The organism is Streptomyces sp. NPDC050625 (genome assembly GCF_040654755.1).
Classification (GTDB): domain Bacteria; phylum Actinomycetota; class Actinomycetes; order Streptomycetales; family Streptomycetaceae; genus Streptomyces.
The window spans coordinates 103,057-129,853 of sequence record NZ_JBFAIQ010000016.1; the positions used below are offsets into that span (position 1 = coordinate 103,057).

Genomic DNA, 26,797 nt, shown 5'->3' on the forward strand with positions numbered 1-26,797 from the left:
ACGCACTCAGCGCAGCGGGAAGTTGCGGTCGAAGACGTTCTCCGGGTCGTACCGAGCCTTGAGCGTGCGCAGCCGGGCCAGGGTCGGCCCCGGGAACGCCTCGGCCAGGACGTCGGGGGAGCGGCGGCTGTCGAAGCTGAGGTACATGCCGTTCACCTCTGGGGCGAGCTGTGCCCAGTGGGTGTCCAGGGCGCGTTCCAGCCCGGGCACGGTCGCGGACAGCAGCTGGAAGTTCTGGCCGCGGTGGGCGTAGGCGGTGGCGGCCGGATCGACGTCGTTGACCGCGCCGCCCACCGAACGGAACTGCCCCATCAGCACCTCTCCCGACGCCAGCGCCTCCGCGACCGACCCTGCGGTGTGCGCGGAGACGCGATCGAGCAGCCCGGAACGGGTGGCGCCCAGCCCCTGCCCGTGGTGGGCCGCGCCGCCGACCGGCACCAGCGCCGGATACGGGGCGAGGACCGCCTCCTGCTGCAAGAGCGGGCCCAGACCCAGCAGGGGCGTCAACACCCGCTGGGCGGCATCGGGTTGGTCCCCGGCGTACACCGCCGCGACATGCCCGACAGCCGGGCGGCCGGGTCCGGCGGGCATGAGCGTGAGGAAACTGGTCAGCTCGCGCGGCGCGGCTTCGAGGACGGCGCCCCACTGTTCCACCAGGGGAGCGGCGTCGCGCGCGTCGAAGACCAGGTTGGCGAAGACGACATGACCGGTCTCCGACGCCTCCAGCTCCACGGCCGTGACGATGCCGAAGTTGCCGCCCGCGCCCCGTACGGCCCAGAACAGGTCGGGTTCGTGGTCCATGTCGGTCCGGACGAACGTCCCGTCGGCCAGTACGAGTTCGACGGCTGTCACATGGTCGATCGTCAGCCCGTCCCGCCGTGCGAACCAGCCCATGCCGCCCGCCGTGACCAGCCCGCCCACGCCCACATCACCGGTGTCGCCGGAGCTGACGGCGAGCCCGTGCGGGGCGAGGGCCTGGGCCACCCGCCCCCAGCGGGCGCCCGCGCCGACCCGGACCCGACGTCGCGCCCGGTCCAGCACCTGGACGCGGTCGAGACGCGACACGTCGACGACAACACCGCCGTCGTTGGTCGACCGCCCGCTGATGCCGTGCCCACCGCTGCGCACCGACAGCACCGTGCCCCGGGCTCGTGCGTACGTCAGCGCGACGGCCACCTCCTCGGGGCTCTCCGGGAAGATCACCACCGCCGGGGCGCCCCGGTGCACGTATCCATGGCGCACTCGCTCGTAGCGGGCGTCGTACGGCAGCACCGCACGGCCGGCGAGGGAGGGCGGTAACTCGACGTGGGCGACGCGCTGTTCCGTCATGACGAGGAGGTCCCTTCGAAGGACGCGGAGGACTGGGCGGAGGACTCGGGAAGCGTGACGGGCTCCAGGAGGCACCGCAGGGTCCGCGTCAGATACGCCACGAGCCGCTCCGGCGGCATCTCGGCCACGGGCCCGCTGCGCAGCACGTACCGGCTGAAGGTGACACCGATCAGATGGGAGGCGAGCAGATCGATGCGCTCGTCCGCGTCGGGCCCGCTGAGCACCGTGCGGTAGGCCGCCGCGCTGCTGCGCCGCATCGCCGCGTACAGCCCGGTGGCGGCCTGCTCGTCGGAGGCCGCGCTGCGGATCAGCGCGAGGAACGGGTCGTTGCCGTCGGAGCGTTCCATCCGCGCGACAAAGGCCCGCGCTATCCGGTCCGGCAGCGTCCGAGGCGGGCCGGGGACCAGTTCGGGCAGGTCCCGGGGGCCGGGCACGGCCGCGAGGAACAACTGTTCCTTCGAGCCGAAGTGCCGCATGACCAGACCGTGGGTGACACCGGCCCGCCCGGCGATCTCCCGGATGGTGGCACGGGCATAGCCCCGCTCCGCGAACGCGGCCCGCGCCGCCTCCAGGATCGCCTCGCGGTGCGCCTCGGGAGCGCGGACGCGCTTCCTGGCGAGGGCCGGGGCGTTGGTGGGTTCGTCGCTCACAACTCGTAATGTACATCTGGTCATTAGCGTCGGCGGTGGCTACGCTGCTCAAAATGACCAACCGTTCATTACGGCTCCGGCAATCGCACTTGGAGCCGGTCAGGGACCTCGTAGGAGCCGTGGAAACCGCGGAACCCGCGGAAACCGCGGAGGCTTTCCTGGAGGGCCGCACTGTACTCGTCGTCGGCGCGAGCGGAGGCATCGGCGAGGGGATCACCCGAGCCCTGCTGGAGCTGGGCGCCACCGTGGTCGCGGCCGGCCGCAGCGAGGCCCGGCTGAACGCCCTCGCCGAGTATGTGGCGGATGCGGGACCGGGGGTCCTTCAGCCGTATGTCGTCGACGTCTCCGATCCGGACAGCACCGCGGTACGCCACCGGCTCGTCGAGGATCACGGGAGGTTCGACGGCGCCGTCCTCACGATCGGCAACTGGGGCCCGCCGGGCCGCACGGGGCTGCTGGAGGTGTCCGACGCCGTCTGGGACGCGATGATCGCGGACAACCTCACCAGCCACTTCCGCGCGCTGCGAGCCGTCACCCCGCTGCTCGTCCGGGACGGCGCGCTCGTCCACCTCACCGGCTTCAGCGCGGAGATCCCCTACCCGGGCGCCGCCCTCGTCGGCGCGACCAACGCGGCCAAGAAGTCGTTGCTGAGCAGCCTGACCGCCGAACTCGACGGCAAGGGCCGACGTATCTACGAGCTCGTCATCGGCCCCATCCGCACCCGTCCCCGTGCGGCGGCGGGCGCCGACAGCGAGGCCTGGCTGAGCGGTGCGGACCTCGGCCGGCACGCCGGCGAACTGATCGCCGACCGCGGCCCGTGGGCCGCCGAGCCCCTGCAGTACCTGCTCGACCGGGCTTCGGGCGTGTTCACCATGCTGCCGCACTGATGCGATGCTCCGTCGGTGTCGGTCAAGGCTTCGCCATGTGGCACCGGCGGCTGAGCGGGCGGGAGTTGCCTGACGTACTGCAGGAGTAAGCAGAACGCCCGGCGAAGGGAAGCTCCGTGAACCAGCAGCGCATCGTCCTCCTCTCGGCCGCGGGGCTCGCCTCGGCACTTCTCCTGGGGGCGTGCGGCAGTTCGATGGACAACGCCTCCTCCGGGACCAGCCCCTCCCGTGTCGCTCCGGTCGCCACGGCCGCCGCCTCGGAACCCGCGACCTCCGCACCGGCCGGCAGCGCCGGCTCCGGCGGCGGGCACCTGGCCATCACCGCCATGCTGATGGCCAAGGCTGTCGAGGGCGTGGGCAGTGTGGTGACCGACGACAAGGGGATGACTCTCTACCGTTACGACAAGGACGAGGCGCATCCGTCCAAGTGGACGTGTTCCGGTACGTGTACGAAGACCTGGATGCCCGTCATGGTGCAGGGCTCCGTAAGGACCATGGGAGTTGAGAAGAGCCTTCTCGGCACGGTTCACCGGGACGGTAGGACGCAGCTCACCCTCGGAGGCTGGCCGCTGTACCGGTACATGGGCGACACGGCGGCCGGACAGGCCAACGGGCAGGCGGCGGACGGGATGTGGTACGCCGTCACCCCGTCCGGCGGGAAGTCCGTCCGTTGAGTCCTACCTGCGATGCAACGTCTCCAGAGCCCTTGCCAGGACGTGAGGATCGTGATGGCCCTTGTAGACCGCCGGAGGCTGCTTGTCGAGCTTGAGGAGCTTGGCCACCGCGGTCCAGGCCGTGCGCACGGAGTACTCGACGGTGAAGACGACGTCGTCGGGCACTTCGGCGAACTGGCCGATGAAGGCGAGGTTGACCGATCCGTCGGGCACGACCTCGGGTCGGTCCTCGCGGCGGCGCACCAGGAACTGGCTGGTGATGTACGGCATCACGCAGGGCACCACGGTGGACGTCTCCAGAACTCGCGCAGCCGTCCGCTCGTCGAACTTCAGATGGTGCAGCACCTCTTCGAGGATCTCCCGACCGGAGCACATGGTCATCGGCTTGGGCGTCTGGTTGCCGGCCCGGTCGGGGAACAGGCCGTAGCCCCACCAGACTCCGACGTCCTCGGGCTGGTCGCGGTAGACGGGCTGGCGGTTGGCGACGATGGTGAGCAGCCAGTTGGAGTCGGTGAAGGTCATCAGCCCGCCCTTGCCGGCCGGGCGCCCGCTGAACTCCTCCAGCGCCGCGAGGAACGCGGGGTCCTTGGAGGTGACCGTGAAGGACTCCCAGCGGGACTCCTTGACGTGCTTGTCGAAGGCGGACGGGTTGCCGAAGTTCTCCCGTCCCCGGGCCAGTCGATGCCACAGGAGCCAGGCTTCCGAGCGATGGGGAGCCGGGGGCGGGGCGGAGTTGTGCGAGCCGAGGCTGGAGGCGTCGGTCATGGAGCCGTTGGTGACCAGGACGAGATCCTCGGGGGCCACGGACACCGTCTCGTCCTCGCCGTGCCGGCTCAGGAACAGGGCATCGACCGTACCGCTGTGGATTCCCGGCGCGAATCCGAGGTCGGTGACATGGCAGCCGGTGTGCACGGTCACACCGCGCTCGCGCAGCCAGGCGGTCAGCGGGCGCACGATGGAGTCGTACTGGTTGTAGCGGGTCCGGTGGATGCCCGACATGGCGGCGAACTCGGGGAAGAGGTGGATGAAGCGCTTGAGGTAGCGCCGGAACTCGATCGCGCTGTGCCAGGGCTGGAAGGCGAACGTGGTGCACCACATGAACCAGAAGTTGGTGGTGAAGAAGTGCTTGCCGAAGCAGTCCGTGATCCGCTTGTCGTCCAGGTGCTCCTCGGGGGTCGCCAGGCACCGGATCAGCTCCAGCCGGTCCCGCTCGGAGAAGCCCATCGAGCCGGTGTCGACTATCTTGCCGTCACCGTCGACGAGGCGGGCGATGTCGTCCCAGGCGAAGTCCTCGTGTCCGGCCAGGATTTCATCGGTCACGGAGACGGCGGGATCGTCGAGGGTGGGGATGCCGGACAGCAGATCGTAGGTGCAGCGGAATTCGGCCTCGAACATCCGGCCGCCGCGCATGGTGTAGCCGGCGTCGAAGGTGCCACCCGCGTCCAGGCTGCCGCCGATGGTCCGTTGACCTTCGAAGAGGTGGATGTCGGATCCCTGGAAGCCGCCGTCGCGGATCAGGAACGTGGCCGCGGAGAGTGCCGCGATACCGCTGCCCACCAGATACGCCTTCGCCATCACACAACTCCTGGTTCTTACTCGGGTTTTCGGGAACCGCGCAGCTCAGGGTCTCCTGTGGCGGAGGGTTCAGTCAGTGGGCCGTTGGGCACCTTCCTGGCCCGGAGGTCCCACCGGCGGGGTGAGCTCGAACTTCACGTCCACCACGCCCTCGACGGCCCGGATCAAACGCGCGGCCACAGGGACCAGTGAGGTGTCCCGCACACTGCCACCGAGCTGGACGACTCCCTCGCGCACCGTGACACGTATCGCTGACGCCGGCGCCGGGAAGAGGTAGGACACCACTTCCCGCCGTACCTCCTCGGCGATGTCCTCGTCGTCCCGCAGGAACACCTTCAGCAGATCGGCACGGCTGACGACGCCCTGCAGCACGCCCAGCTCGTCGACCACGGGGAGCCGCTTGACCCCGGCGTGGGCCATCCTCCGAGCCGCCTGGGCGAGCGTCTCGTCCGCGCGCACGGTCAGGGCCGGAGCCGTCATCAGCTCTCCCGCGGTCACGGCCCCCGCCTTCGCGAGATCGTCCAGGCGCCGCAACTGGGTGTGCCGGTCGGGGTCGCTGTCGCGGAACTCCTCCTTGGGCAGCAGGTCGGCCTCGGAGACGACACCGACGACACGGCCCTCGCCTTCCAGGACGGGGAGGGCGCTGACCTTCCAGTCCTGCATCATCCGCACGATCTCCTTGAAGCCGGCCCCGCGGCCGATCGCGGCGACCGTATGGGTCATCACGTCGCTCACGATGTGCGGGCTGCCTGTCATGGTGCCTCCTTGTTCTGGGCCGCTTCGACGGGTGGGACCGGTCAGTGCAGGCTCCCGCTGCCGTAAGGGGCGTAAAGGTCCAGCAGCCGGGTGCGGGCCGAGCGCAGCCGGTGGGCGACGATGTCACCCACCCACTGGGCGACGGCGAGGCCGAGCGCGGGGTCGTCCTGGCACATCGACCGGACCGCGACCGCGTCGAACTCGTAGGCGCGCACCGGGCTGGTCGTCTCGGCACCCAGGTGCCGGCTGTGCGGGCCGAAGAGCCAGGACCAGCCGACGAGTTCGTCGTGGCCGAGGTTCTCGATGACGGCCGAACGACGGCCGGGCACCCTCATGTCGAGGGAGACGGTGCCGGTGCGAATGATCCAGAACCGGTCGGACCGGCCCCCTTCCTCGAAGAGACGGGCGCCCTGCGGGAACGAAACCTCCCGGGCCATGCGCATCAGCCGTGCCCGGTACTCGACGGGCAGCGCGCGCATCATGCCGGGGGTAGGGGGAGCGTTCATCACGTGCCTCCAATAAGGCGTACCGGCCTCTTCTTCAAGCGTCGTCCATGGCGCCGGTGCGGCACATGGGCCACTGGGCCCTGTGACCGGGCCGCTCGGCACCGGGTCCGATCAGTGGCCGCCCTGGTGGGCGGCCGGGCGGGTGTCGTCGAGGTGGAAGGTCAGGCTGTTGACGACGCCGATCACTCCGTCCACCCGGTACGTCGACCGGACGGTCAGGGGTATGTCGCTCCGGCGTTCGAGCCGGCCCTCCAGCGTGACCATGCCGTCCCGGACCGAGACGACCACGTCCTGGGGCGGAAGGGTCAAGGTGTTCAGGATGTCGTCGAGGACCTCCTGCCGGATCTCCTCGTCGGTGCGCAGGAAGACGCGGAGCAGGTCGCGGCGGGTGGCGATGCCGATGAGCCGGTCCTCCTCGTCCACGACCGGAAGGCGCTCGACACCGTGGCGTTCCATCACCCGCGCGGCGTCCGCGACCTTCTGTTCCGGATGCACGGTGATCGCGGGCGTCGACATCAGTTCCCCCGCCGTGGCGGCGACGGCGCGACGGGGGGAGTGGTCCCGAGCGTGCGGGTGTTTCCGCTGTGCCGGGCCGTCCGCGGGCCGGGTCGCCTGGCGGCGGATCAGGTCGCTCCCGGAGATCACCCCGATGACCTTGTCGTCGTGATCCACCACGGGCAGCCCACTGATCCGGTGCTGGTCGAGCAGCCGTGCCACGACCTTGAACGGTGTCTCCCGGTGCGCTTGGACGACGTCCCGGGTCATCACCTCGCCGACTGTGCGGGCCATGCCGCCCACTTCCTTCCTGGTCTGCCGTCTTCCTCGGGCCCGTCCTCGGAGCCGTGCGGACACCCGTCCAGGCTCTCGCCGGCACGCCGCCCGGCGCAGGGGCCGAGTGTCCCGAGACAGGGGACTGACCCGCCCACCCGTCGATGGGTCTCAGGAGCCTGGCTCCCTCACCTGCTGTCGCTCGTCTCCGTCCCGGTGAGCGCGGCCCGTCCGGCCTCCAGGCGTGCGACCGGGATGCGGAAGGGCGAGCAGGAGACGTAGTCGAGGTCCGCGTCGTGGAAGAAGTGGACGGAGTCGGGATCCCCGCCGTGCTCGCCGCAGACGCCGATTTTCAGGCCGGGTCGTGACGCACGGCCTTCGGCCACGGCGATCCGGATCAGTCGGCCCACGCCCGTGCGGTCCAGCGTCTCGAACGGTGAGGCGGCGAAGATGCCCTTGTCGAGGTAGGCGGAGAAGAATGCCGCCTCGACGTCGTCGCGGGAGAAGCCCCAGGTGGTCTGGGTCAGATCGTTGGTGCCGAAGGAGAAGAACTCCGCCTCCTCGGCGATCCGGCCCGCGGTCAGGGCGGCCCGTGGCAGTTCGATCATCGTGCCGACGGGGCAGCGCACGGGGACGCCGGACTCCTCGGAGACCTCGGCCAGCACCCGTTCCACTTCTTCCCGTTCGATACGCAGCTCCTCCACGGCACCGACGAGCGGCACCATGATCTCCGCCTCGGGGGAGCCCCCGGCCCGCACGCGCTCCACGACCGCCTCGGCGATGGCACGCACCTGCATGGCGACCAGCCCGGGGACGACCAGGCCCAGACGCACCCCGCGCAGGCCCAGCATCGGGTTCTCCTCGTGCATACGGTTCACGGCGTCCAGCAGCTCGGCGTCGCGCGGGTCCGGGACGTCGCCACGCGCCTCGGCGGCGGCGACGCGCACGGCGAGGTCCGTGCGGTCGGGCAGGAACTCGTGCAGCGGCGGGTCGATGAGCCTGATGGTGACCGGCAGGCCGTCCATCGCCTCCAGGATGCCGGTGAAGTCCTGCCGCTGGAGCGGCAACAGGGCCTCCAGCGCCTGTTCGCGCTCGGCGTCCGTCCGGGCCAGGATCATCTCCTCGACCAGCTTGCGGCGTTCACCGAGGAACATGTGCTCGGTGCGGCACAGTCCGATGCCCTGCGCACCGAACCGGCGGGCCCGGGCGGCGTCTTCGGGGGTGTCGGCGTTGGCCCGTACTTCCAACCGCCGTACGCCGTCGGCCCGTTCCATGGCGCGGGCCACGGCCTCGACGACCCCGTCCGACCGCTGGCCCGTCTCGAAGTAACGCATCACCGCGGAGTCGACCAGCGGCGCGGCGCCCAGGTGGACGGTGCCCTCGGAGCCGTCGACGGAGATCACCGTGCCCTCCTCGACGACGGTGTCACCCACCGTGAACCGGCGGGCCTGGGTGTCCACCCCGACCCCTTCGGCACCGCAGACGCAGACCTTGCCCATGCCACGTGCGACGACGGCGGCATGGCTGGTCTTGCCGCCGTGGCTGGTCAGTACGGCCTGTGCGGCGATCATGCCCGGCAGATCGTCGGGTGTGGTCTCCTGGCGCACGAGGACGACCTTCTCGCCCGCGGCGGCCCGCCGGACCGCTTCGGCGGAGTCGAAGACCGCGGCGCCGACGGCCGCTCCCGGCGAGGCCGGTAGGCCGTGCGCGAGCGCCTCGCCGACGGCCGTGGTGTCGAACCGGGGGAACATCAGATGGGCGAGGCCGTCCCCACCGACACGGGCCAGGGCCTCGTCGGCGCTGATCAGGCCCTCGTCGACGAGCTCGGCGGCGATGGCGAACGCGGCCTCCGCGGTGCGCTTGCCGACCCGGGTCTGCAGCATCCACAGCCGGCCGCGCTCGATGGTGAACTCGATGTCGCACAGATCCCGGTAGTGCTGCTCCAGGGTCCGCATGTGGTCGCGCAGCTGCAGGTACGACCGTGGATCCAGCCGCTCCAGTTCGGTCAGGGAGACGGTGTTGCGGATCCCGGCGACGACGTCCTCGCCCTGCGCGTTGGGCAGATAGTCGCCGTACAGTCCGGGCTGTCCCGTGGCCGGGTCGCGGGTGAAGGCGACACCGCTGCCGGAGTCGGGGCCCAGGTTGCCGAAGACCATGGTCTGAACGTTGACCGCGGTGCCCAGGTCGTCGGGGATGTGCTCCCTGTGACGGTAGAGACGGGCGCGCTCGCCGTTCCACGACTCGAAGACGGCGAGGACCGCGCGCCGCAGTTGCTCGGCGGGGGACTGCGGGAAGGTCTCACCGGTCTCGCGCCGTATCAGCTCCTTGTACGCCTCGACGAGCGCTGCCAGATCGGCCGCGTCCAGGCCCAGGTCGTCCGCGGCGCCGCGGGCCTGCTTGAAGTCGGCCATGGCCTTCTCGAACAGCGCGCCGTCGACCCCCATGACGGTGCTGCCGAACATCTGCACCAGGCGGCGGTAGGAGTCCCAGGCGAAGCGCTCGTTCCCGGAGGACTTGGCCAGGCCGTGCACGGATTCGTCGTTGAGGCCGATGTCCAGGATCGTCTCCATCATGCCGGGCATGGAGAACCGCGCGCCGGAGCGGACGGACAGCAGCAGCGGGTCGTCGGGCTGCCCCAGCACCCGCCCCGCACCGGTCTCCAGGAGCGAGAGGTGCCCGGAGATCGCGCGGGACATCCCGTCCGGTTCCGTGCCGGTGGCGAGGAAGGCGCGACAGGCTTCCGTGGTGACGGTGAACCCGGGCGGCACGGGCAGGCCCATCCGGGTCATCTCGGCCAGGTTGGCCCCCTTGCCGCCGAGCAGGTCGGCCATGTCGCGGCCGCCCTCGGTGAACGCGTACACGTAGCGGTCCATGACGGTGTGTGCTTCCTTCCGACTACTGGTGCCTGGGAGGTGCGGGGGCTACTGGTGCCCGGGGAGATGCGGGCTCGGCCGCGCGCCGGGCGGTGCGGGGCTGCGGGCTCGACGCGCGGCTTGTTGGCGGGGGCGGGTCACATCTCGAAGACGATGCGTGCCTTGACCCGCCCGTCGAGGACCTCGGCGATCGACTCGTTGACGGTCTCCAGGTCCCGGGTCTCGTAGATGACCTTGGTGCGTCCGGCCGCGTGCAGCCGGAACACCTCGTCCAGGTCCTGGCGGGTGCCGACGATGGAGCCGATGACTGAGGTGCCGTTCAGCACGGTGTCGAAGATCGGCACCCGGATGGTGCCACCGGCGGGCAGGGCGACCATGACCAGCTTGCCGCCACGCCGCAGACCGCCGTAGACGGCCGCGAACGCCTGCTCGGCGACCGCCAGCGCAATCGCCGCGTGGGCGCCGCCGTGTTGCTTGAGCACCTCGGCCGGGTCCTCCTTGCGGGCGTCGATGAGGATGTCCGCGCCGAGGTCGCGGGCGAGGGCCAGCTTGTCGTCGGTGACGTCGATCGCGGCGACAGTGGCTCCGGCGATCTTCGCGTACTGCACGGCGAGGTGACCGAGCCCGCCGACGCCGGAGATCGCCACCAGCTGCGCCGGGCGGACCCCGGCGACCTTCAGTGCCTTGTACGTGGTGACGCCGGCGCAGGTCAGCGGCGCGGCGTCACGCGGGTCGACGCCGTCGGGGACCGGGGCGGCGAAGTCGGCCGGCGCGAGCATCTTCTCGGCGTAGCCGCCGTCGACGCTGTAGCCGGTGTTCTGCTGCTGCTCGCACAGCGTCTCCCAGCCGGACAGACAGTGCTCGCAGCGACCGCACGCCCAGCCCAGCCAGGGCACGGCCACCCGTTGGCCGAGGTCCAGGTGGGTCACTCCCTCCCCGAGCGCCTCGACGATGCCGACGCCCTCGTGTCCGGGGACGAACGGCAGGGTGGGCTTGACGGGCCAGTCCCCGTGGGCGGCGTGGATGTCGGTGTGGCACAGTCCCGACGCCTCAAGACGGATACGGACCTGGCCGGGGCCGGGCCGGGGGTCGGGGCGCTCCTCGATCACCAGCGGCTCGCCGAAGGACCTGACGACTGCTGCCTTCATTGCCTGCTCCTTGAGCATGGTTCGGTGCGTTGTGCTCCCAGCGTCGAACGAGCCGCGGCTCGTCAGGAAGTACTGGACGTCCCGGGCGCGAGGCCGCTCGGCCCTGGTCGTACGGCCCTTCGTCCCGCAAGATTTGACAGACCGGGAACAATTGAGGTCCGCCGGGCTCGTTCCGGTACCGGGGAACAGAACAGACGACGCGGCACGAGGAGCAGATCAATGGCGGACAGCGAGCGACCCGGTCCCGACAACCCGATCCGGGTCTTCCTGCTGGACGACCACGAGGTGGTACGACGTGGGGTGCACGACCTGCTGAACGACCACCCGGACATCACCGTGGTCGGCGAGGCCGGGACGGTGGAGCAGGCACTGGCGCGCGTCCCCGCGTTGCGTCCGGACGTGGCGGTGCTCGATGTGCGCCTGCCGGACGGCGACGGTGTGACCGTGTGCCGCGAACTGCGTTCCCAGATGCCGGACCTGGCCTGCCTGATGCTGACCTCGTTCGACGACGAGGAGGCCCTGCTCGACTCGATCATGGCGGGCGCGTCCGGTTACGTCCTGAAGCAGATCCAGGGCTCGGACCTGGTCTCCGCCGTGCGAACGGTCGCCGCCGGCCAGTCCCTGCTGGACGCCAGCGCCACCTCCCGGCTGATGGCCCGGCTGCGCGGCGCTCAGGAGCGGGAACAGGAGCCGGACGCCTTCCCGGGCCTGACCGACCGCGAGCGGGAGATCCTGGCCCTGATCGGGGAGGGTCTGACCAACCGCCAGATAGGCCAGCAGCTGTACCTCGCCGAGAAGACGGTGAAGAACCACATCTCGCGCCTGCTGGCCAAGCTCGGTGTGGAGCGGCGCATCCAGGCCGCGGTCATCGCCACCCAGGCCCAGGACCGGCTCAAGCAAGCCGGGAACTGAGCGCCTTCGTCGTAGGCCTCCCGGACCTCCCGGAAGAAAGCGCCGGTCCGTCAGGACGCGTGGTCCGCACCGGGGGGCGTTTCAGCGTGCCTGGACCGTCCCGTGGAGCTCACGTCCGGTGACGATCTCCGACTCGATGCGTACGAAGACCCCGTCGCGCACCGGCATCCAGGAGCGAGGACCGGTGCGTGACAGTCGCTCGTGCTCGGCCGGGTCGGTCACGATCTCGGCCCTGCCGGTGACCACCACGCTCCAGCCCGACTGGGTCTCCGCCCGGAAGTCGTCCACTTCGAACGCGACCACGACACCGTCGATCGCGCGGACGAGGTCGGAGCCCGATGACGTGAACAGCACCACGGAGGAGTCCGCGTCCAGGGAGAAGTTCACCGGCAGGACCGCGGGCAGCGCCTTACGGGTGTACACCACACGGCCGATCGGCACCTTGCCCAGCAGGCGCAGGCACTCCGGCCGGTCGAGTGCGCGAAAGGCGTCGTCTTGGAACATCCGCCCATCGTCCTGGTGCTCGCCGTCCGGGGATAGGGCCGATCGGCCCTGTTTCTCTCCGCTTCGGATCACTGGGGCGGGGGGTCGGCCCGCTCACTGCGCGGGCAGCGGCACCGTCCATTCCGCGACGGTGCCGGCGGGTTCGTTCGCTGTGAGGGCGAAGTCTCCGCCGAGGGCGGTGGCGCGCTGGCCGAGGTTGTCCAGGCCGCTACGGCGGGTGACGGTGGGGTCGAGTCCCCGGCCGTTGTCGGCGACGCGCAGGCGCAGTCGTCGCCCGTCCGTCTCGGCGGTGACCTCGACGGCGGTGGCGTGCGCGTGCCGGGCGGCGTTCGACAGGGTCTCGCGCAGCACCGCGAGAAGCTGCTCGGCATGACCGGCCGGCACGTCGGTGTCGAGCAGTCCGGTCATGCGCAGGGCCGGGGTGAAGCCGAGCACGGCGGCGGCCTGGTCGGTCTCGGCCAGCAGTTGCGCGCGCAGCCCGCCACGCCCGTCGGTGCGGTCCCGCTCGCGCAGCGCGTAGATGGTGCCCCGTACCGTCTTGATGGTGTCGTCGAGGTCGTCGACCACCCGCTGCACGCGCTCGGCCACCTTGGGCCGGTCGGAGAGCAGTCCGAGCACCGAGTTCAGGGTCAGCCCGGAGGCGAAGAGCCGCTGGATGGCCAGGTCGTGCAGGTCGCGGGCGATACGGTCACGATCGGACAGGACCAGCAGATGCTCGGCCTCGCGCCGGTGGTCGGCGACCTCCAGAGCCAGCGCGGCCTGATCGGCGAAGCCACCGATCATGGTCATGGTGGCGTCGGAGAACTCGGCACCGCCCGGCAGATTGGCGACCTGCAGCACCCCGCGCACATACTCGCCCCCGCCGAGCGGGAGCAGGAACCCGGGCCCGAGGTCGATCTGGGCCGCGGATCCGCCCCCGGCCTGCGCCTCCTGGGACAGTGCGCTGCTGGTGATCCGTTCATTGGACTGATAGACCTTCGAGGCCAGCGTGGTGGTCGGCAGTACCAGCCCGCCCACCCGCTCGGCGCCCTCTCCGTCGGCAGCCTCGATCACCAGCTCGCCGCCGTCGAGAGGCACCGCCAGCGTGACCAGATCCGCCTCCGCCAGAGCCCTGACGGTCGACGCGACCTGGTGCAGCACCCGGACCGGATCGGTGCCGGACAAGAGACTGCGGGTCAGTTCGCTGCTCGCGGTCAGCCACTGCTCCCTGCGGCGGCTGTCCTCGTACAGCCGGGCGTTGTCGATCGCCACGCCCGCCGCGGCCGCGAGGGTGCGCAGCACCGCCTCGTCGTCGTCGTCGAACTCCGCGCCGCCACGCTTGTCGGTCAGATACAGGTTTCCGAACACCTGGTCGCGGACCCGCACCGGCGCCCCGAGGAACGTGGTCATCGGCGGGTGGCCCGCCGGGAAGCCCACCGAATCGCGATGCCGGCCCAGGTCGGCCAGCCGCAGCGGCTCGGGCTCCCGGATCAGCAGCCCCAGGATGCCCTCGCCATGGGGGTAGTGGCCGATCGCACCGATCGTGTCCTCGTCCATGCCGACCGTGATGAACTGCTTGATCCGGCCTTCCTCACCGAGCACCCCCAGTGCCCCGTACCGCGCGTCCACCACGCTCACCGCGGACTCGGTGATTCTCCGCAGGACGACGTCGAGATCCAGATCGGAGCCGATGGCGAGGACCGCGTCCAGCAGCGTGTGCACGCGGTCACGGGTGGCACGCACCTGCTCGACCTGGGCCTGCAGCCCCTCCAGCAGCTCATCCAGCCGCAACTGAGGCGCCGCCGGACGGCTCCTGCGCTCGTCGGCCGGACTCTCCGCCATTCCCGCTCCTCCCGAAAGGTGCCAGTCGCACCCCGGCATCCTGCCCGAACGGCCCTGTTCCCATGCGAACGCATGTGTTAGTGGGTGCCGTCTGCAGGCAAGATCCTAGTCGGCCGCCGCAGCCCTGGCCGAAGTCTCCTCGCAGATCCGCGGTGCGGCCGGACGCGCCGGCCAGGAGACAGACGCCGACTCCGCTTCCCCGGACGGCCGAACGGCGGTTCAACGGGCCTTGCAGACAGGGACGTTCAGCCCTACGGTCACAGACCTTCGGCATCCGGTGCCGCCCGGCTCGCGCGACCAGAGTGAAGGGCGTCAGGCAACGCCCCGACCCTCCCCGAAGGGATCGCCATCATGGCCGTGCACGAGCACCCTCACCGGAGCCCTGGCTTCCACCTGCCGTCCTTCCGCAGGAACCGCACCGCCTCCGAGCCCACGGTGTCGGTGGACACCGACACCCACACCGCGCGGGCCTACGCCCTCGCCTCCCTGCGTCTGCTCACCGGATTCGTCTTCCTGTGGGCCTTCCTCGACAAGACCTTCGGCCTCGGCTACGCAACCCAGTCAGGCAAGGGCTGGATCGACGGCGGTTCGCCGACGAAGGGCTTCCTCGGTTCCGTCTCGGCCGGGCCGATGGAGTCCACCTTCCACTCCTGGGCCGGTGACACCTGGGCGGACTGGCTGTTCATGCTCGGCCTGCTCGGCGTCGGCCTGGCCCTGACCGCGGGGGTCGCGCTGCGCATCGCCGCCGTCGCGGGCACCGCGATGATGGCGCTGATGTGGATCGCCGAGTGGCCCCCCGCCAAGCACCTGTCGGACGGCTCACCGAGCATGTCCTCCAACCCGTTCGTCGACTACCACCTCATCTACGCCGTCGTCCTGATCGCACTGGCCGCCGTCGCCGCGGGCAACACCCTCGGCGCGGGCCGACTGTGGGCCAAGCTGCCCATCGTCCGCGACCACGGCTGGCTGCGCTGAAAGCCGGCGGCGCGGCGAGCTCCCCCGGGAGCCCGCCGCGCCGGCGCGTGTTCCGGGACCCCGCGGTGGAGACCCCGCGGGGTCTCATGCTTCGCGCGGCGTGTCATGCCTCGCGCGGCCGGTCCGGGACGACGATGACGGGGCAGTGCGCATAGTGCAGTACGCCCTGACTCACCGACCCCAGCACCATGCCGGCGAAGCCGCCGTGACCGCGGCTCCCCACCACGAGGCCCAGCGCATGGGTGGACTGCTCGGTCAGCACCTGCACGGGATGACCGACGACCAGCTCGTGGTGCAACTCCACCTCCGGATACCGCTCTTTGCGCCCTGCCACGATCTCGGACAGCACCCTTTGGTGCTCCTGCTGCTCCGTCTGTTCGTCGAAGATGCGGAGCGGACCCGGCTGCCACACGTACAGAGCCCGCAGCCTGGCGCCGTGCAGGGCCGCCTCCTCGAAGGCGAGGTCGACGGCGGCGGTGGAACGCGCGCTGCCGTCGACGCCCACCACGAAGTACGCGGGCTGCTGGGTGATGTGCTCCGGCTCGGGGACGACGACCACGGGGCAGTGGGCGTGGGCCACGACCGGCAGGGCGACCGAGGCCCCGCCGAACACCTCCTTCGCGCGGGTCAGATGCCGTGACCCCAGCACGAGGGCCGTGGCGTCCCGGCTCTGCTCCTGCAGGATCCAGGCGGGGTCGCCCTCGGCGAGCAGCCAGTCCACATCGAGCCGCGGCTGCCGGGCCTCCACGAAGGTCACGGCGGCCTTGAGCGCCCGTTCGCCCGCCTCGTGCAGCGACTCGTTCCATTCCTCCCAGGACGGCGGGGGCTCCCGCCTCCGGTAGCCCCTGGTCGGCACGCCCTCGGCATGCACCAGGCGCAGGGGCACGTGGCGCCGTGCGGCCTCGTCGGCCGCCCAGGCCAGCACCATCCGCTTGGCGGGCTCGGGGTCGACACCCACCACGATCGGTCGGCGATCACTCGGTCCGGACATCGTCGTCTCCAGCGTGGGGTTCTTCCGCTGCTTTCATGAAAGTCCCGATGGCGGGGAGCCTCCAGTCGGGGATGCCCCCGGGCCGCTCGCCGCGCCTCACGGCGCGAGGGAGAAGTAGTTCTCCTCCTCCTGCGTGAAGTGCAGCCGCAGTACGGTGTGCAGCCCGTAGAGGCAGGCGCGCAGGTCGTCGAGTTGCTCAGGGGCCACGCCCGTGTCGGCGTCGGCGAGCGCGAGGTGGGTGGCGACGCGCCGGGCGAGCCGCTCGATCTCGACGTGGGCGCGGCTCATGGTCGCGGTCGTCTCGGGCCCGCCGAGCGCGGAGGCCAGCGCCGGGTAGAGCTGGTGCTCCTCGGCGTACTCGTGCGGCAGCAGCCGCTCGGTGAGCAACCGGTGCGCCTCGGCCACGGCCGCCAGGAACTTCGGGCCGCTGTCATCGGCGAGCCGGTCGGCGGCGGCGCGCACCGCTTCCAGGACCTCCTGCAGATCGTCGTGCTCGGCCGCGAAGCGGTGGATGAGCGCCTCCGTGGCGGGTTCGAGGGCCGGACCCGCGGCCTGGCCGATCCTCAGGGCGCGCAGCGCGTTGAGGATGACCGCGACGTCGATGGCCTCCTGGAGCAGCGCTCCGGCGGCCGGCGGCAGCAGGCCGGCAGCGGCGGCGCCCATGGCCGCCAGCGACATGAGCATCCCGCCGAGCGCGCTCTGCACCGCGATCCGCCGGGCCCGTACGGCGATGGCCACGGCGTCGGCCAGCCGGTCCACCCGGTCGGTGGTCAGGACGACGTCGGCTGCCTCGGAGGACGCGGTGGAGCCGCGCGCCCCCATCGCCACGCCGACGTGCGCGGCCGCGAGGGCCGGGGCGTCGTTGACCCCGTCGCCGACCATCACGGTGACCGCGCGCTCACCCTCCGTCCGTACGGCCGCCACCTTGTCCGCGGGGGTGAGGCCGGCGCACACGTCGTCCAGGCCGAGCACGGCGGCGACCTCCCGAGCGGGTTCGGGCCGGTCACCGGTGAGCATCACGAGCCGCTCGATGCCCGCCGCGCGCAGCCGGCGCAGGCTCCGGGGCGCGTCGTGGCGGAGCGGATCGCGGAGCAGGACCGCGCCGACGGGCTGGCCGTCGACGCTGAGCCACGCGACGGCCGCACCGTCCAGCAGGGCCCGGTTGCGGGTCGCACGGACCCACGCCTCCCGATCCTCACCGAGATCGAGCCGGCCGACCGCGAGCCGGTGCCCCTCCACCGTCGCCCGGGCGCCCCGGCCCGGCTCCTCGGACACATCGGTGGCCACGGACGGTTCCAGCCCGCGCTCACGCGCCGCGTCGACGATCGCGTGAGCGAGTACATGGGGCGAGTACTGGTCGATGGACGCCGGCCAGACGCAGTACCTCCGCCGGCTTCCAGCCGGGTGCGCCGGTCACGTCGAGCACGTGCGGGCGTCCCCGGGTGAGCGTGCCGGTCTTGTCGAGGAGGAGGGTGCGTGCCCGGCCGAGGTTCTCCAGCGCGCCGCCGTCGCGGACCACCACGCCGAGCCGGGAGGCCCGGGACAGCCCGGAGACGACCGCCACCGGCGCCGCGAGCAGCAGGGGACAGGGCGTGGCGACGACCAGCACCGCCACCGCCCGCACGGCAGAGCCGCTGATCAGCCAGGTGAGCCCGGCCACCGCAAGGGTGAGCGGCAGGAACCAGGCCGCGTATCGGTCGGCCAGTCGCACGACCGGCGCGGACTCGGCGCCCGCCTGCTGGGCCAGTCGTACGATCTCGGCGTACGTGCTGTCCCGCTCGGTGGCCGTGGCCCGTAGCTCGAACGCGCCTCCGGCGTTGACGACACCACTGCGGACGCTTTGGCCGTGCCCGTACTCGACGGGCGCCGACTCACCGGTGAGGACCGACTCGTCGAGTACGGCCGGGCCCTCGACCACGTGCCCGTCGACCGGGACCACCTCACCGGGGCCGACGACAAGCAGGTCTCCTACGGCGATCTCGGCGAGCGGCACCGCGCGTACCTCGCTGCCGGTGCGCCGCCGTGCGGTGCGGGGCGCGTGCTCCAGGAGCGCCCGCAGATCATGGGAGGCCCGGCGCTGGGCCGCCGCTTCGAGGGTGCGCCCGGTGGCGAGCATCAGCGCGATCAGCGCTCCGGCGAGGTACTCGTGCACGGCCAGCGTGCCGCCCAGCGCCAGGATCGCGATCAGGTCCACCCCGGCGTGGCCGTGGCGCAACGCGGCCAGCACCCAGCCGACGGCGGGCCCGATCGCCGCGAGTGTGCCCAGCGCCCAGCACAGATCGGCCAGGTCGGTGGCGCCGATCAGCCACAGAGCGCCGCCCGCCGCGAGCGCCGCGCTGGTGACGATCAGGAGAACCGGTTCGAGTTTCAGCGACATGGAATCGCCCTCCCGTCACATCAAGCGTCGTCCGGGCCGGCCCGCACGGCGAGGGCCGTAGGGCACGCACTCATTGCCCCGTCCGGCCCTGTGCGCCCGTGGCAGAAGGAGACCGCTCCCCGACGTACTCGGGGCCCTCGGCCGCCTGGGCGGCCGAGCCGGGCCAGGGCCGGTCGGTCCCTGACGGTGGGACTGTCGGCCCGGGCAGGGGCGAGCGGCGCGAGCGACCATGGGAGGGACGACCTGTAATCAGGGAAGAAGGCTGATGGGCAGGAAAGAAGGCTGATGGTCATGGCCCGAGCTTCATGGACGACGACTGGGGTGTTCGCCGGGCGGGGAGGTGCTCGTACCGACGAGGCCGGAATCGTGTCCGGTGACCTGACCCTCCACACCACCTGGGACGGCAGGCAGGCCCATGTGGCGATCCAGTACAGCGGTACCTCCACGTGGTTCACCCTTGCCGGAAGTCCGGTGCCCTGCTCTTCCTCGCAGGACAGTCGGCAGTTGCACCAGGCGGCGGTGGAAGCCGTGCGGGCCGGCGGCGGCGCGACCGTCCCCGGGAACCACGTGTTCAGGGGCAGCGTCTGAAACGCACGGGTGGCGGATCCCCAGGCCCTGGGGATCCGCCACCCGTGCGCGGTGGTCAGGGCGCGGGTTCAGGTTGCTTCGGGTCGTCGGGTTCGTCGCCGCCCATGTCGAGCCGGAACGGCGGATACACGTCGGTGAGCAGCGCCGCGTAGGCGGCCACGCGCAGCACCCAGCGGTTGAGCCCGGTCAGGAGATCGAAGATGCCTGCCGGGTAGCGGCCTGTCACCGCGAGTGCGACCCCGGCGAACAGCGCGAGCAGCCCGATGAGTCCGCCCGCCGCCCAGGGAATCCGGATGCCGCCGAGGAGGAACGCGAGGATCAGATAGTGCGGAAGGGCCAGCAGCCACCACTTCACCAGGACCAGACCGCGTGAGAGGTGTTCGGGGTACGGCAGGTCCCAGCGCGCCGGGTAGTCGGGGACATCGGCGAGCGTGAAGGGCGGGTAGCGGTCGGTGCCCAGCGCGCCGTACGCGTAGTAGGTCACCCGCCAGTTCCAGCGCAGCACGCCGGTGTTGAACTCGAACAGCGGGCGTGGGTATCGGCCGGTGAACAGGATCGCGAAGAACGCCACCACGCTCACGCAGACGAATGCGATCCACAGGAGGACGAGGACGATGTAGTGGGGGAGGGCCAGCAGCCACTTGACCAGCCACAGCCAGCGCGACAAGGGGGTGTCGAGCCGCGCTGTCAGCCGGGCGGGATGAACGGTGGACATGGTGATCACTTCCGGAATGCCGTGTGACCGACTTGGTCTTCAGCTTCCGGCCCCGACCGTCGAGCGGGTATGGGCTGAGCGGGCACGGCAGGCGGCCGAGCGGCCCTTCGCAGACGTTCACGTCGTCGCGGTGCCGACCGGTCGCAGTGCCGGAATCGCCGCGTGGACGCGCGCGATGAGCGGGGGGAGGAACAGCGAACTCACCGTCGCACCGGCCGCGGCGGACAGGGCGATGCTCCAGGCGACGGGACCGAGCGGCGTGCAGCCGAAGAACTGGCTGAGGACCGGGGTCTGAACGACGGCCGCCAACGCGGCCAGGGAGCCGACGGAGGCCATGACGATCGCCGGGCTGCGGCCACCGACCAGGAGGGTCTGACCGAGCTGCGCACCGACGAGCGCGACCAGAGCGACGGTGCGGGCACGCGCGGGGCGGCCGGTGAAGCGGGCGGCGAGCCAGCCGGCCGTGGCGCCCAGGGCAGTGGCCACGGCGCGGTTCACCGTCTCGTCGGTCAGTGCAGTGCCGAGGGAGACCTCGGGCCCCTCGTGGAGCATGCGCTCCGTGGCCTCGGGCCGCGGCGGGCGCAGCGCGACGGCCATGGCCGGGGCGAGGTCGGTGAAGAGGTTGACGAGCAGGAGCTGACGGGCCGTCAAGGGGGAGGTCCCGGTGGCCGCCGCACCGAGCAGGGTGAAGGCGATCTCGCCGAGATTGCCGCCCACCAGGATCGCCAGTGCCTTCCGTACGGAGGCCCACATGGCGCGGCCCTCGACGAGCGCGTCGAGCACCGACTCCAGCCGGTCGTCCGTGACGACGAGGTCCGCCGCCGCGCGCGCGGCCGGCGTGGCCCGCGTACCGAAGGCGATCCCGATGTCGGCGAGCCGGATGGCGGGCGCGTCGTTGGCGCCGTCGCCGGTCATCGCGACGGTGCGGCCCAGGCGCTGGAACGCCTGCACCACACGCACCTTGTGCACCGGGGTGCCACGGGCGACGACACCGACGTCGGGCAGCAGCCGGTCGAGGGCGCGGTCGTCCATGTCGTCGAGTTCGGCTCCCGTCACCACTCGTCTGCCGTTTACGACGCCCAGCTCGCGCGCCATCGACTCGGCGGTGCTCGGATGGTCCCCGGTGATCATCACGATGTGCACCCCCGCCTGTGCCAGTCGGCGCACCGCGTCGCCCGCGGTGCCGCGCACCCGGTCGGCGAACGCGAGGAAGCCGAGGAAATCGAGGCCGTCCACCGTCTTGTCGGTCAGCTTGCCGCCCGGCGCGTCCCGGAGTTCGGCGACCGCGAGGATCCGGTGGCCCTTGGCCGCGAGCCGCTCGCCCGCCGTGAGGATGGCCTTCCTGCCCTTGCGGTCCAGGCGTCGGCCGTCGCGGGTGGCACAGCGCTCCACGACCTCCTCCGGTGCCCCCTTCACCGACAGGATCCGGCGCTCGCCGCAGCGACCTTGCGTGGCGTGGAAACCGCGACTGGGTTCGAACGGCAGGCTGGAGGTGCGCCGCCAGCCCGCCGCGGCCGTGGTCCGGCTCACTGCCGCCTCCTCAGCGCCATCGGCGACCGCGCCGTCGGTGGCGTGCTCCAGTTCTCCACCGTTGTGCGGGCGTGGTGTCGCCCGCAGGGCCACGGCGAGGACGGCACGCTGCTCGTCCGCCAGCTTTTCGAGAGGACGGCTGTGGCCGTCGGCGGCGACGGCCACGAGCGAGATCCGCCCCTGGGTGAGGGTCCCCGTCTTGTCGAAGCACAGGACGTCGGTGCGGCCGGCGGCCTCGATGGTGCGGGGGTGCCTGAGCAGGGCTCCGCGTGCGGAAAGCCTTCTGGCGGAGGCGAGTTGGGCGGCCGAGACCAGGAACGGCAGTCCTTCGGGCACGCTGGCCACGGCCAGTCCCACGCCCGCCCCCACCGTGTCCCGGATGGGCCGCCCACGCAGCATGCCCGCCGCCACCACGGCTGCTGCGGAACCGAGGGCCACCGGCAGTGTGGTGTGGGTGATCCGGGCCAGTCGGAGCTCGACACCGGCGGCGGGCGGCGCCCCTCGCCCGCCGGCCGCGGCGCGACCCGCCTCGGTGGCCGTGCCGGTCGCGACGACGACGGCACTGCCGCGGCCGGCCGCCACGGTGGTGCCCTCGTAGACCATGGACGTACGGTCCCCCAGGTGCGAGGCCAGCACGGGCTCCACACCCTTGGCCACCGGCAGCGACTCGCCGGTCAGCGCGGATTCGTCGACTTCCAGATGGTGGGCCTCCAGCAGCCGGCCGTCCGCCGGCACCACGTCACCGGGGTTCAGATTCACCACGTCGCCCACGGCCAACTCCTCGGCGGCGGCGACGGTTTCCTCCCCGTCCCGCACCACATTGGCCATGACGGCCGACTCCCGCCGCAGTTGGGCGACCGCACGGTCCGTCCGGTACCGCTGGAACCCGCCGAGGAACCCGGACACGGCGGTGACCGCCACGATGACGACGGCGTCGAGGACAGCGCCCACCGACGCCGACATGGCCGCCCCGGCACCGAGAACGGGTGTGAGGGGGTTCGCCATCTCGGACAGGTAGGCCCGGCCGAGCGACGTCGTCGGCGCCGGCTCACCGGTGGTCGTGGCCCGCGCCCTTGCCTTCTCGTCCGCCCGACCGCCTTCGCCGTCACCGGTTTTGGCGAGCACGGTGGACGGATCCATGGCGTGCCACGGCTGGAGCGACGAGGGCTGCGGGGCAGGGCGCCGCAGCAGCCGTACGGCCGCCCACACACCGGTCACGGTGCCCAGTCCGGCCGCCGCGTTGAACACCGTCGTACCCCGGGCGGCCGGCCGCCGCGCCCGCCCCGCCAGCACCGCCGTCTCGCCGACCACGGCCGCGGCCTCGGCGAGCCGCACGCCCCGGCGCGCCGTCTCCCGCGCGGTGCGGCAGGCCTCCACGATCACCACGGCCGCGCCGGGGTCGCCGTCCAGGTACAGGTCCGCGCCCCAGGGCGGCCTGTCCTGCGGGTCGGCCACACCCATGCCGACATCGGCGGCCCGGAGCGCACGCCGGTCGTGCGAGAGCAGCAGCACGCCCTCGCCGTCGCGCTGCAGGGCCCGTACGGCATCGAGCAGCCGATCGCCCGCCTCGCTGACGGCGTCGGCCTCCCGCACCGCCGCCTGTGCGGTGTGCGCACCGGCGGTCACGACCCTGAGCCCGGCCGCATGCGCTGCGGGGACGATGGTGCTCGCGGCTTCGTGCATCTCGGGCAGCACGCTGATCACGGCCAGCAGGCTCTGTCCGCGCGCGAGGCCGAGCACGAACAGCGCACCGTCCCGCCGCAGACCTTCCCGGGCCCGCTTGCCCGTTCGCCCGCGCAGCGTCAGACGCTCGACCGGCCCCAGGCTCCACTCCCCGTCCCGATGCACGCGCTGCGGGGCGGAGCCGTCGAAGAGCCGGTGCGCCGTGGCGGCGAGTTCGCCCGCGGACGTGTCCTCGTCGAGGGCAACCAGGTCGGCAAGCCGATGGGACCCGGTGGCCAGCGCGTTCGTGTCGAGCAGCAGGACCCCGATCCGGTCCAGCCTGCGCAGCGCCTCCGGATCGGCCACGACCATGCCCCGCTGGGCCAGGCCCCGGCCGAGAACGCAGGCGAAGCCTTCGCGCGCAAGGACCGGTGCCTTGGGGATTGCCGCCAGCGCCGCGCCGGCGGCCCGCCCGGGCTGCCGGGTGAACAGCAGCGATCCTGCGAAGGACGCCACGCCCACGACGGGTGCCCGGTCGGCGTAGTGCTCGATCGGACCGGGCTTCAGCGGTGTCTCCCGGGCAAGCGGCGCGGGCGGCGCGCCATGGGCCCCCGCCGCGGCGCTGCCCGCGAGGCGCGGCTCGGCCGCGGCCCAGGCGTTGGCCTCCGCGTCGGCCTCGATCGTGCGCAGGACGTGCCGGGCGGTGTCCACGACCACCCCGGCGAGACCGCCCGAGCCGGCCTGCCCCAATGCGGTCAGCGAGGCCAGGAGCAGTCCGGCGTTCTCGGTGCCGACCGCGTCCTCCACGACATGCCTCAGGCGCGGGTGGGCGTCGACGATCGGAGCGAGCGCCGCGATGCCCGCGGGGATGGGGGTCCGCCGCGTCAGACCGGCTATCACCGCCAAGGGTGCCGCCGCCACATGCAGGGCCGTCGCCGAGGTGGACCTGCGGACCGCCGCACCCGACGTGGGGTGCTCGGGCAGCGGGTGCGCGACACCGTGGGCCTCCTCCACCGCCTCGACCGCCTCGATCAGGGCGTCCGTGACGGCTTCCATCTCGGACGAGCCGTCGGTGCCGACCACGGCGTGCCCGAGCACGGTGTTCACCACGGCCCAGTCCACCGAGGGCACGGCGGCCAGGCGCCGCTCGACCTCCTTGGCCAGCTTCGTCGCCGCGGCCTCGGGCAGGTCGCCGGGGCGCAGGCCTCGTACGGCCACGTGCGCGCGGTTGCCGAAGAACCGTACGCGTACCCGGGCCTCGGTCCGCAGCACACCGGCCGCGGACGACACCACAGTCCTCAGCAGTCCGCGTCCCGGAAGTGCCACAGCGCATCACCAGCTCCCTGCGGCCCGGCACCCTCCCCGTATGCACGGGTGGCTCAGCGACCCCCGGTTTCCATCGCAACGCCTTGACCGCGCACCCGCCACCGGAGGCGCGCGACAATTGAAGAGGCACAACCACACCGACTCCGGAGAAAGGAGGAGGGGGATGGCCAAGACGGCAACGGAGACCACGCGACAGGAACCCCAGGCGCACGACGGTGCCGGTCTGCACCTGCACATGCGTACCCTGCATCCCGCCGTGCCGGTTCCGTACTTCACCATGGAGGAGATGACGAGCACGGCCCACGCGGCCACGGCACGGCTGCCCAGCGCGCCGCCCGCCAGGGATCTCCTGTACTACGGAGGTCTCGGAGCACTGACCGTGGCAGGGGCCCTGGAATGGCCGGTCGCCCTCGCTGTCGGCGGAGCCACCTGGCTGCTGCGCAGCGGGCGGAAGGAAAAGCAGAGCTCAGGCGCCAAGCGCTAGCTCATACCCCCTGGCGCGCGGTGGCGTGAGCGGCGCTGCCGGGCGCCCGGCGGTCATACGGCAGCCGCTGTGAAGTTCAAGCGCAGCGAGCGTGAGCAAGCGGCCCACAGCTCCCACACGAGGCGCATGACGATCGCCTCGGCGAGAGCCATGGCGACCTTCGCTGCCATGGCTACAAGGAATTCGCCCATGTCGGCTGACTTTCTGTGCTCGGATACGGGTGTCCGAAAACAGACAATGCAGCCTTTTCCTCCGTCGTGGGTGCCGCACAGATGTACCTATGACGTCACGTAGGTGAACAAGCGGGGTGGCGCCCTCACACCCGTCGCTCGGGCGTGTCGGACGACCGGCCCGGGGCAGTCGGAGACGATGGGCGTGCACGGATACGGACTGTGGGAGGCACGCGAGAGGCAGGGGTCGTATGCCTGAGGCGTTCGCGGGACCGGATGACGACGTACGGCGGCGGATTCCGCGGACGGACGCCCTTCTGCGTGATCCACGACTGGTCGAGGCGGCCCGTCTGCTCGGGGCGTCCGTCGTCAAGGCGGCGGTCCGGGAGGCGCAGGACCGGGCCCGGACCGGCCGCGTCGCGCCAGGAAGCGTGGCCGACGAGGCGGCCGCCCTGCTCCCCGACACGGCCGGCGGACTGCGTGCGGTGATCAACGCGACCGGGGTGCTGCTGCACACCAACCTCGGCCGCGCGCCACTGTCGGCCGCGGCCCGGCGCGCGGTGGCCGAGGCCGCCGGGCCGACCGACGTGGAGCTGGACCTGCGCGCCGGCGTACGGGCCCGCCGCGGGCGTACGGCACTGCGTGCGCTGCACGAGCGGGTGCCGTCCGCGGGAGCCGTGCACGTCGTCAACAACGGAGCCGCCGCGCTGGTCCTGGCCGCCACCGCGCTCGCCGCGGGCCGGGAGATCGTCGTGAGCCGCGGCGAGATGGTGGAGATCGGCGACGGCTTCCGCCTTCCGGACCTGCTGGTCTCCACCGGGGCCCGACTGCGTGAGGTCGGCACCACCAATCGCACGACCGCCGCCGACTACGCCGCCGCGATCGGTCCGGACACGGGCTTCGTGCTGAAGGTGCACCCCTCCAACTTCCGCATCACGGGCTTCACCCGCGCCGCCGGCATCGGTGAACTGGCCGGACTCGGCGTCCCGGTGGTCGTCGACATCGGCTCCGGGCTGCTCGCCCCGCATCCCCTGCTGCCCGAGGAGCCGGACGCCGAGACGCAGCTGCGGGCCGGTGCCTGGCTCGTCACCGCGAGCGGCGACAAACTGCTCGGCGGACCGCAGTGCGGACTCCTGCTGGGCCGCGAAGAAATCGTGCGCACCCTGTCCCGGCACCCGCTCGCCCGCGCCGTACGCGTGGACAAGCTGACACTGGCCGCCCTGGAGGCCACCCTCACCGGGCCGCCGACCCCGACCGACGAAGCGCTGACCGCCGACCCCGCCACTCTCCGGGCCCGCGCCGAACGGCTCGCCTCGGCACTGCGCCCGTACGGCATCGACGTACGGGCCGTCGAGAGCGACGCGACGGTCGGCGGGGGCGGCGCGCCCGGAGTGACGCTGCCCAGCGCCGCGCTGTCCCTGCCGGAGCGGTTCGCGGTCGAGTTGCGCACCGGACGCGTCCCGGTCGTCGGGCGTCTGGAGTCAGGCCGCTGCCTGCTGGATCTGCGGGCGGTGCCCGCGGAGGACGACGAACGGCTCGCCGAGGCCGTGCGGGCGGCGGCGGGAAGCTAGGAGGC

The 26,797-nt window shown here is 72.0% G+C and carries 20 protein-coding genes and 1 pseudogene; 7 read left to right on the forward strand and 14 right to left on the reverse strand.

The genetic code is table 11. The features are described from left to right. Window positions 1-6: 6 nt before the first annotated feature. Window positions 7-1,329 carry an FAD-binding oxidoreductase gene (locus tag AB0I54_RS29650; protein WP_363299255.1) on the reverse strand — a complete coding sequence of 441 codons (1,323 nt, stop codon included), beginning with the start codon at window positions 1,327-1,329 and terminating at the stop codon, window positions 7-9. Then, window positions 1,326-1,979 (reverse strand): TetR family transcriptional regulator, encoded by a 654-nt coding sequence (locus tag AB0I54_RS29655; RefSeq protein ID WP_363299256.1) that lies wholly within the window; start codon window positions 1,977-1,979, stop codon window positions 1,326-1,328. The genes AB0I54_RS29650 and AB0I54_RS29655 overlap by 4 nt, the downstream gene beginning before the upstream one ends. A 119-nt stretch (window positions 1,980-2,098) precedes the next feature. Here AB0I54_RS29655 and AB0I54_RS29660 point away from each other — a divergent pair, with 119 nt between their 5' ends. Together AB0I54_RS29660 and AB0I54_RS29665 are read left to right on the forward strand one after the other, a co-directional pair. Next, window positions 2,099-2,866, forward strand: a complete 768-nt coding sequence (locus AB0I54_RS29660) for an SDR family oxidoreductase (RefSeq protein WP_363299257.1) — start codon at window positions 2,099-2,101, stop codon at window positions 2,864-2,866. Window positions 2,867-2,982: 116 nt separating this feature from the next. Continuing rightward, a complete protein-coding gene (locus AB0I54_RS29665; RefSeq protein WP_363299258.1) occupies window positions 2,983-3,540 on the forward strand; it encodes a hypothetical protein in 558 nt (185 codons plus the stop codon). Between the two features lie 3 nt (window positions 3,541-3,543). Here the strand turns inward: AB0I54_RS29665 and AB0I54_RS29670 are convergent, their stop codons facing one another. The 6 genes from AB0I54_RS29670 to adhP all read right to left on the reverse strand — a co-directional run bounded on the left by AB0I54_RS29670 (window position 3,544) and on the right by adhP (window position 11,166). Continuing rightward, a complete protein-coding gene (locus tag AB0I54_RS29670) occupies window positions 3,544-5,115 on the reverse strand; it encodes an oleate hydratase (protein WP_363299259.1) in 1,572 nt (523 codons plus the stop codon). 69 nt (window positions 5,116-5,184) lie between these two features. Then, window positions 5,185-5,871 (reverse strand): CBS domain-containing protein, encoded by a 687-nt coding sequence (locus tag AB0I54_RS29675; protein WP_363299260.1) that lies wholly within the window; start codon window positions 5,869-5,871, stop codon window positions 5,185-5,187. A 41-nt stretch (window positions 5,872-5,912) separates the two neighbouring features. Next, the gene (locus AB0I54_RS29680; RefSeq protein ID WP_363299261.1) at window positions 5,913-6,377 is read right to left on the reverse strand and encodes a cyclic nucleotide-binding domain-containing protein; all 465 of its coding nucleotides are present in this window, start codon (window positions 6,375-6,377) and stop codon (window positions 5,913-5,915) included. A gap of 111 nt (window positions 6,378-6,488) precedes the next feature. Beyond that, window positions 6,489-7,166 carry a CBS domain-containing protein gene (locus tag AB0I54_RS29685; protein WP_363299262.1) on the reverse strand — a complete coding sequence of 226 codons (678 nt, stop codon included), beginning with the start codon at window positions 7,164-7,166 and terminating at the stop codon, window positions 6,489-6,491. Between the two features lie 167 nt (window positions 7,167-7,333). After that, the gene (gene ppdK / locus AB0I54_RS29690; protein WP_363299263.1) at window positions 7,334-10,018 is read right to left on the reverse strand and encodes a pyruvate, phosphate dikinase; all 2,685 of its coding nucleotides are present in this window, start codon (window positions 10,016-10,018) and stop codon (window positions 7,334-7,336) included. Between the two features lie 137 nt (window positions 10,019-10,155). After that, window positions 10,156-11,166: an alcohol dehydrogenase AdhP gene (gene adhP, locus AB0I54_RS29695; protein ID WP_363299265.1), complete on the reverse strand. Its 1,011-nt coding sequence runs from the start codon at window positions 11,164-11,166 to the stop codon at window positions 10,156-10,158. A gap of 219 nt (window positions 11,167-11,385) precedes the next feature. Here adhP and AB0I54_RS29700 point away from each other — a divergent pair, with 219 nt between their 5' ends. Continuing rightward, window positions 11,386-12,078, forward strand: coding sequence for a response regulator transcription factor (locus AB0I54_RS29700; protein WP_363299266.1), 693 nt, complete (start codon window positions 11,386-11,388; stop codon window positions 12,076-12,078). A gap of 81 nt (window positions 12,079-12,159) precedes the next feature. On the opposite strand, the gene AB0I54_RS29705 is transcribed toward AB0I54_RS29700, so the two are convergent. Both AB0I54_RS29705 and AB0I54_RS29710 read right to left on the reverse strand, forming a co-directional pair. After that, the gene (locus tag AB0I54_RS29705) at window positions 12,160-12,582 is read right to left on the reverse strand and encodes a pyridoxamine 5'-phosphate oxidase family protein (protein WP_363299267.1); all 423 of its coding nucleotides are present in this window, start codon (window positions 12,580-12,582) and stop codon (window positions 12,160-12,162) included. A gap of 93 nt (window positions 12,583-12,675) precedes the next feature. Next, window positions 12,676-14,403, reverse strand: coding sequence for a GAF domain-containing protein (locus tag AB0I54_RS29710; protein WP_363299268.1), 1,728 nt, complete (start codon window positions 14,401-14,403; stop codon window positions 12,676-12,678). Window positions 14,404-14,754: 351 nt separating this feature from the next. Here AB0I54_RS29710 and AB0I54_RS29715 point away from each other — a divergent pair, with 351 nt between their 5' ends. Continuing rightward, window positions 14,755-15,378, forward strand: coding sequence for a hypothetical protein (locus AB0I54_RS29715; protein ID WP_363299269.1), 624 nt, complete (start codon window positions 14,755-14,757; stop codon window positions 15,376-15,378). 103 nt (window positions 15,379-15,481) lie between these two features. Here AB0I54_RS29715 and AB0I54_RS29720 read toward each other — a convergent pair whose 3' ends face one another. Together AB0I54_RS29720 and AB0I54_RS29725 are read right to left on the reverse strand one after the other, a co-directional pair. Beyond that, window positions 15,482-16,369 (reverse strand): universal stress protein, encoded by an 888-nt coding sequence (locus AB0I54_RS29720; RefSeq protein WP_363299270.1) that lies wholly within the window; start codon window positions 16,367-16,369, stop codon window positions 15,482-15,484. Window positions 16,370-16,465: 96 nt separating this feature from the next. Then, a pseudogene (locus AB0I54_RS29725) lies at window positions 16,466-18,746 on the reverse strand (heavy metal translocating P-type ATPase). Between the two features lie 291 nt (window positions 18,747-19,037). On the opposite strand from AB0I54_RS29725, the gene AB0I54_RS29730 reads away from it, so the two are divergent. Then, window positions 19,038-19,334 (forward strand): hypothetical protein, encoded by a 297-nt coding sequence (locus AB0I54_RS29730; protein WP_363299271.1) that lies wholly within the window; start codon window positions 19,038-19,040, stop codon window positions 19,332-19,334. Window positions 19,335-19,389: 55 nt separating this feature from the next. Here the strand turns inward: AB0I54_RS29730 and AB0I54_RS29735 are convergent, their stop codons facing one another. Next, on the reverse strand, window positions 19,390-20,049 hold the full coding sequence (locus AB0I54_RS29735) for a DUF4389 domain-containing protein (RefSeq protein WP_363299272.1): 660 nt from the start codon (window positions 20,047-20,049) through the stop codon (window positions 19,390-19,392). Window positions 20,050-20,166: 117 nt separating this feature from the next. Further along, a complete protein-coding gene (locus AB0I54_RS29740) occupies window positions 20,167-24,567 on the reverse strand; it encodes a cation-transporting P-type ATPase (RefSeq protein ID WP_363299273.1) in 4,401 nt (1,466 codons plus the stop codon). Window positions 24,568-24,730: 163 nt separating this feature from the next. Here AB0I54_RS29740 and AB0I54_RS29745 point away from each other — a divergent pair, with 163 nt between their 5' ends. Together AB0I54_RS29745 and selA are read left to right on the forward strand one after the other, a co-directional pair. Then, entirely contained in the window at window positions 24,731-25,051 is a 321-nt protein-coding gene (locus AB0I54_RS29745) for a hypothetical protein (protein WP_363299274.1), read from the forward strand. 421 nt (window positions 25,052-25,472) lie between these two features. Further along, window positions 25,473-26,792, forward strand: coding sequence for an L-seryl-tRNA(Sec) selenium transferase (selA, locus tag AB0I54_RS29750; RefSeq protein WP_363299275.1), 1,320 nt, complete (start codon window positions 25,473-25,475; stop codon window positions 26,790-26,792). Window positions 26,793-26,797 lie beyond the last annotated feature (5 nt).

Excerpts from the sequence above, each read along its gene's own strand:
- AB0I54_RS29700 (WP_363299266.1), top strand. The coding sequence starts at position 11,386 with ATGGCGGACAGCGAGCGACCCGGTCCCGACAACCCGATCCGGGTCTTC.
- AB0I54_RS29745 (WP_363299274.1), top strand. The coding sequence starts at position 24,731 with ATGGCCAAGACGGCAACGGAGACCACGCGACAGGAACCCCAGGCGCAC.
- ppdK (WP_363299263.1), bottom strand. The coding sequence starts at position 10,018 with ATGGACCGCTACGTGTACGCGTTCACCGAGGGCGGCCGCGACATGGCC.
- AB0I54_RS29735 (WP_363299272.1), bottom strand. The coding sequence starts at position 20,049 with ATGTCCACCGTTCATCCCGCCCGGCTGACAGCGCGGCTCGACACCCCC.
- AB0I54_RS29720 (WP_363299270.1), bottom strand. The coding sequence starts at position 16,369 with ATGTCCGGACCGAGTGATCGCCGACCGATCGTGGTGGGTGTCGACCCC.
- AB0I54_RS29685 (WP_363299262.1), bottom strand. The coding sequence starts at position 7,166 with ATGGCCCGCACAGTCGGCGAGGTGATGACCCGGGACGTCGTCCAAGCG.
- AB0I54_RS29710 (WP_363299268.1), bottom strand. The coding sequence starts at position 14,403 with ATGGCGGAGAGTCCGGCCGACGAGCGCAGGAGCCGTCCGGCGGCGCCT.
- AB0I54_RS29705 (WP_363299267.1), bottom strand. The coding sequence starts at position 12,582 with ATGTTCCAAGACGACGCCTTTCGCGCACTCGACCGGCCGGAGTGCCTG.
- selA (WP_363299275.1), top strand. The coding sequence starts at position 25,473 with ATGCCTGAGGCGTTCGCGGGACCGGATGACGACGTACGGCGGCGGATT.
- AB0I54_RS29675 (WP_363299260.1), bottom strand. The coding sequence starts at position 5,871 with ATGACAGGCAGCCCGCACATCGTGAGCGACGTGATGACCCATACGGTC.
- AB0I54_RS29650 (WP_363299255.1), bottom strand. The coding sequence starts at position 1,329 with ATGACGGAACAGCGCGTCGCCCACGTCGAGTTACCGCCCTCCCTCGCC.
- AB0I54_RS29680 (WP_363299261.1), bottom strand. The coding sequence starts at position 6,377 with ATGAACGCTCCCCCTACCCCCGGCATGATGCGCGCGCTGCCCGTCGAG.
- AB0I54_RS29670 (WP_363299259.1), bottom strand. The coding sequence starts at position 5,115 with ATGGCGAAGGCGTATCTGGTGGGCAGCGGTATCGCGGCACTCTCCGCG.
- adhP (WP_363299265.1), bottom strand. The coding sequence starts at position 11,166 with ATGAAGGCAGCAGTCGTCAGGTCCTTCGGCGAGCCGCTGGTGATCGAG.
- AB0I54_RS29730 (WP_363299271.1), top strand. The coding sequence starts at position 19,038 with ATGGCCCGAGCTTCATGGACGACGACTGGGGTGTTCGCCGGGCGGGGA.
- AB0I54_RS29715 (WP_363299269.1), top strand. The coding sequence starts at position 14,755 with ATGGCCGTGCACGAGCACCCTCACCGGAGCCCTGGCTTCCACCTGCCG.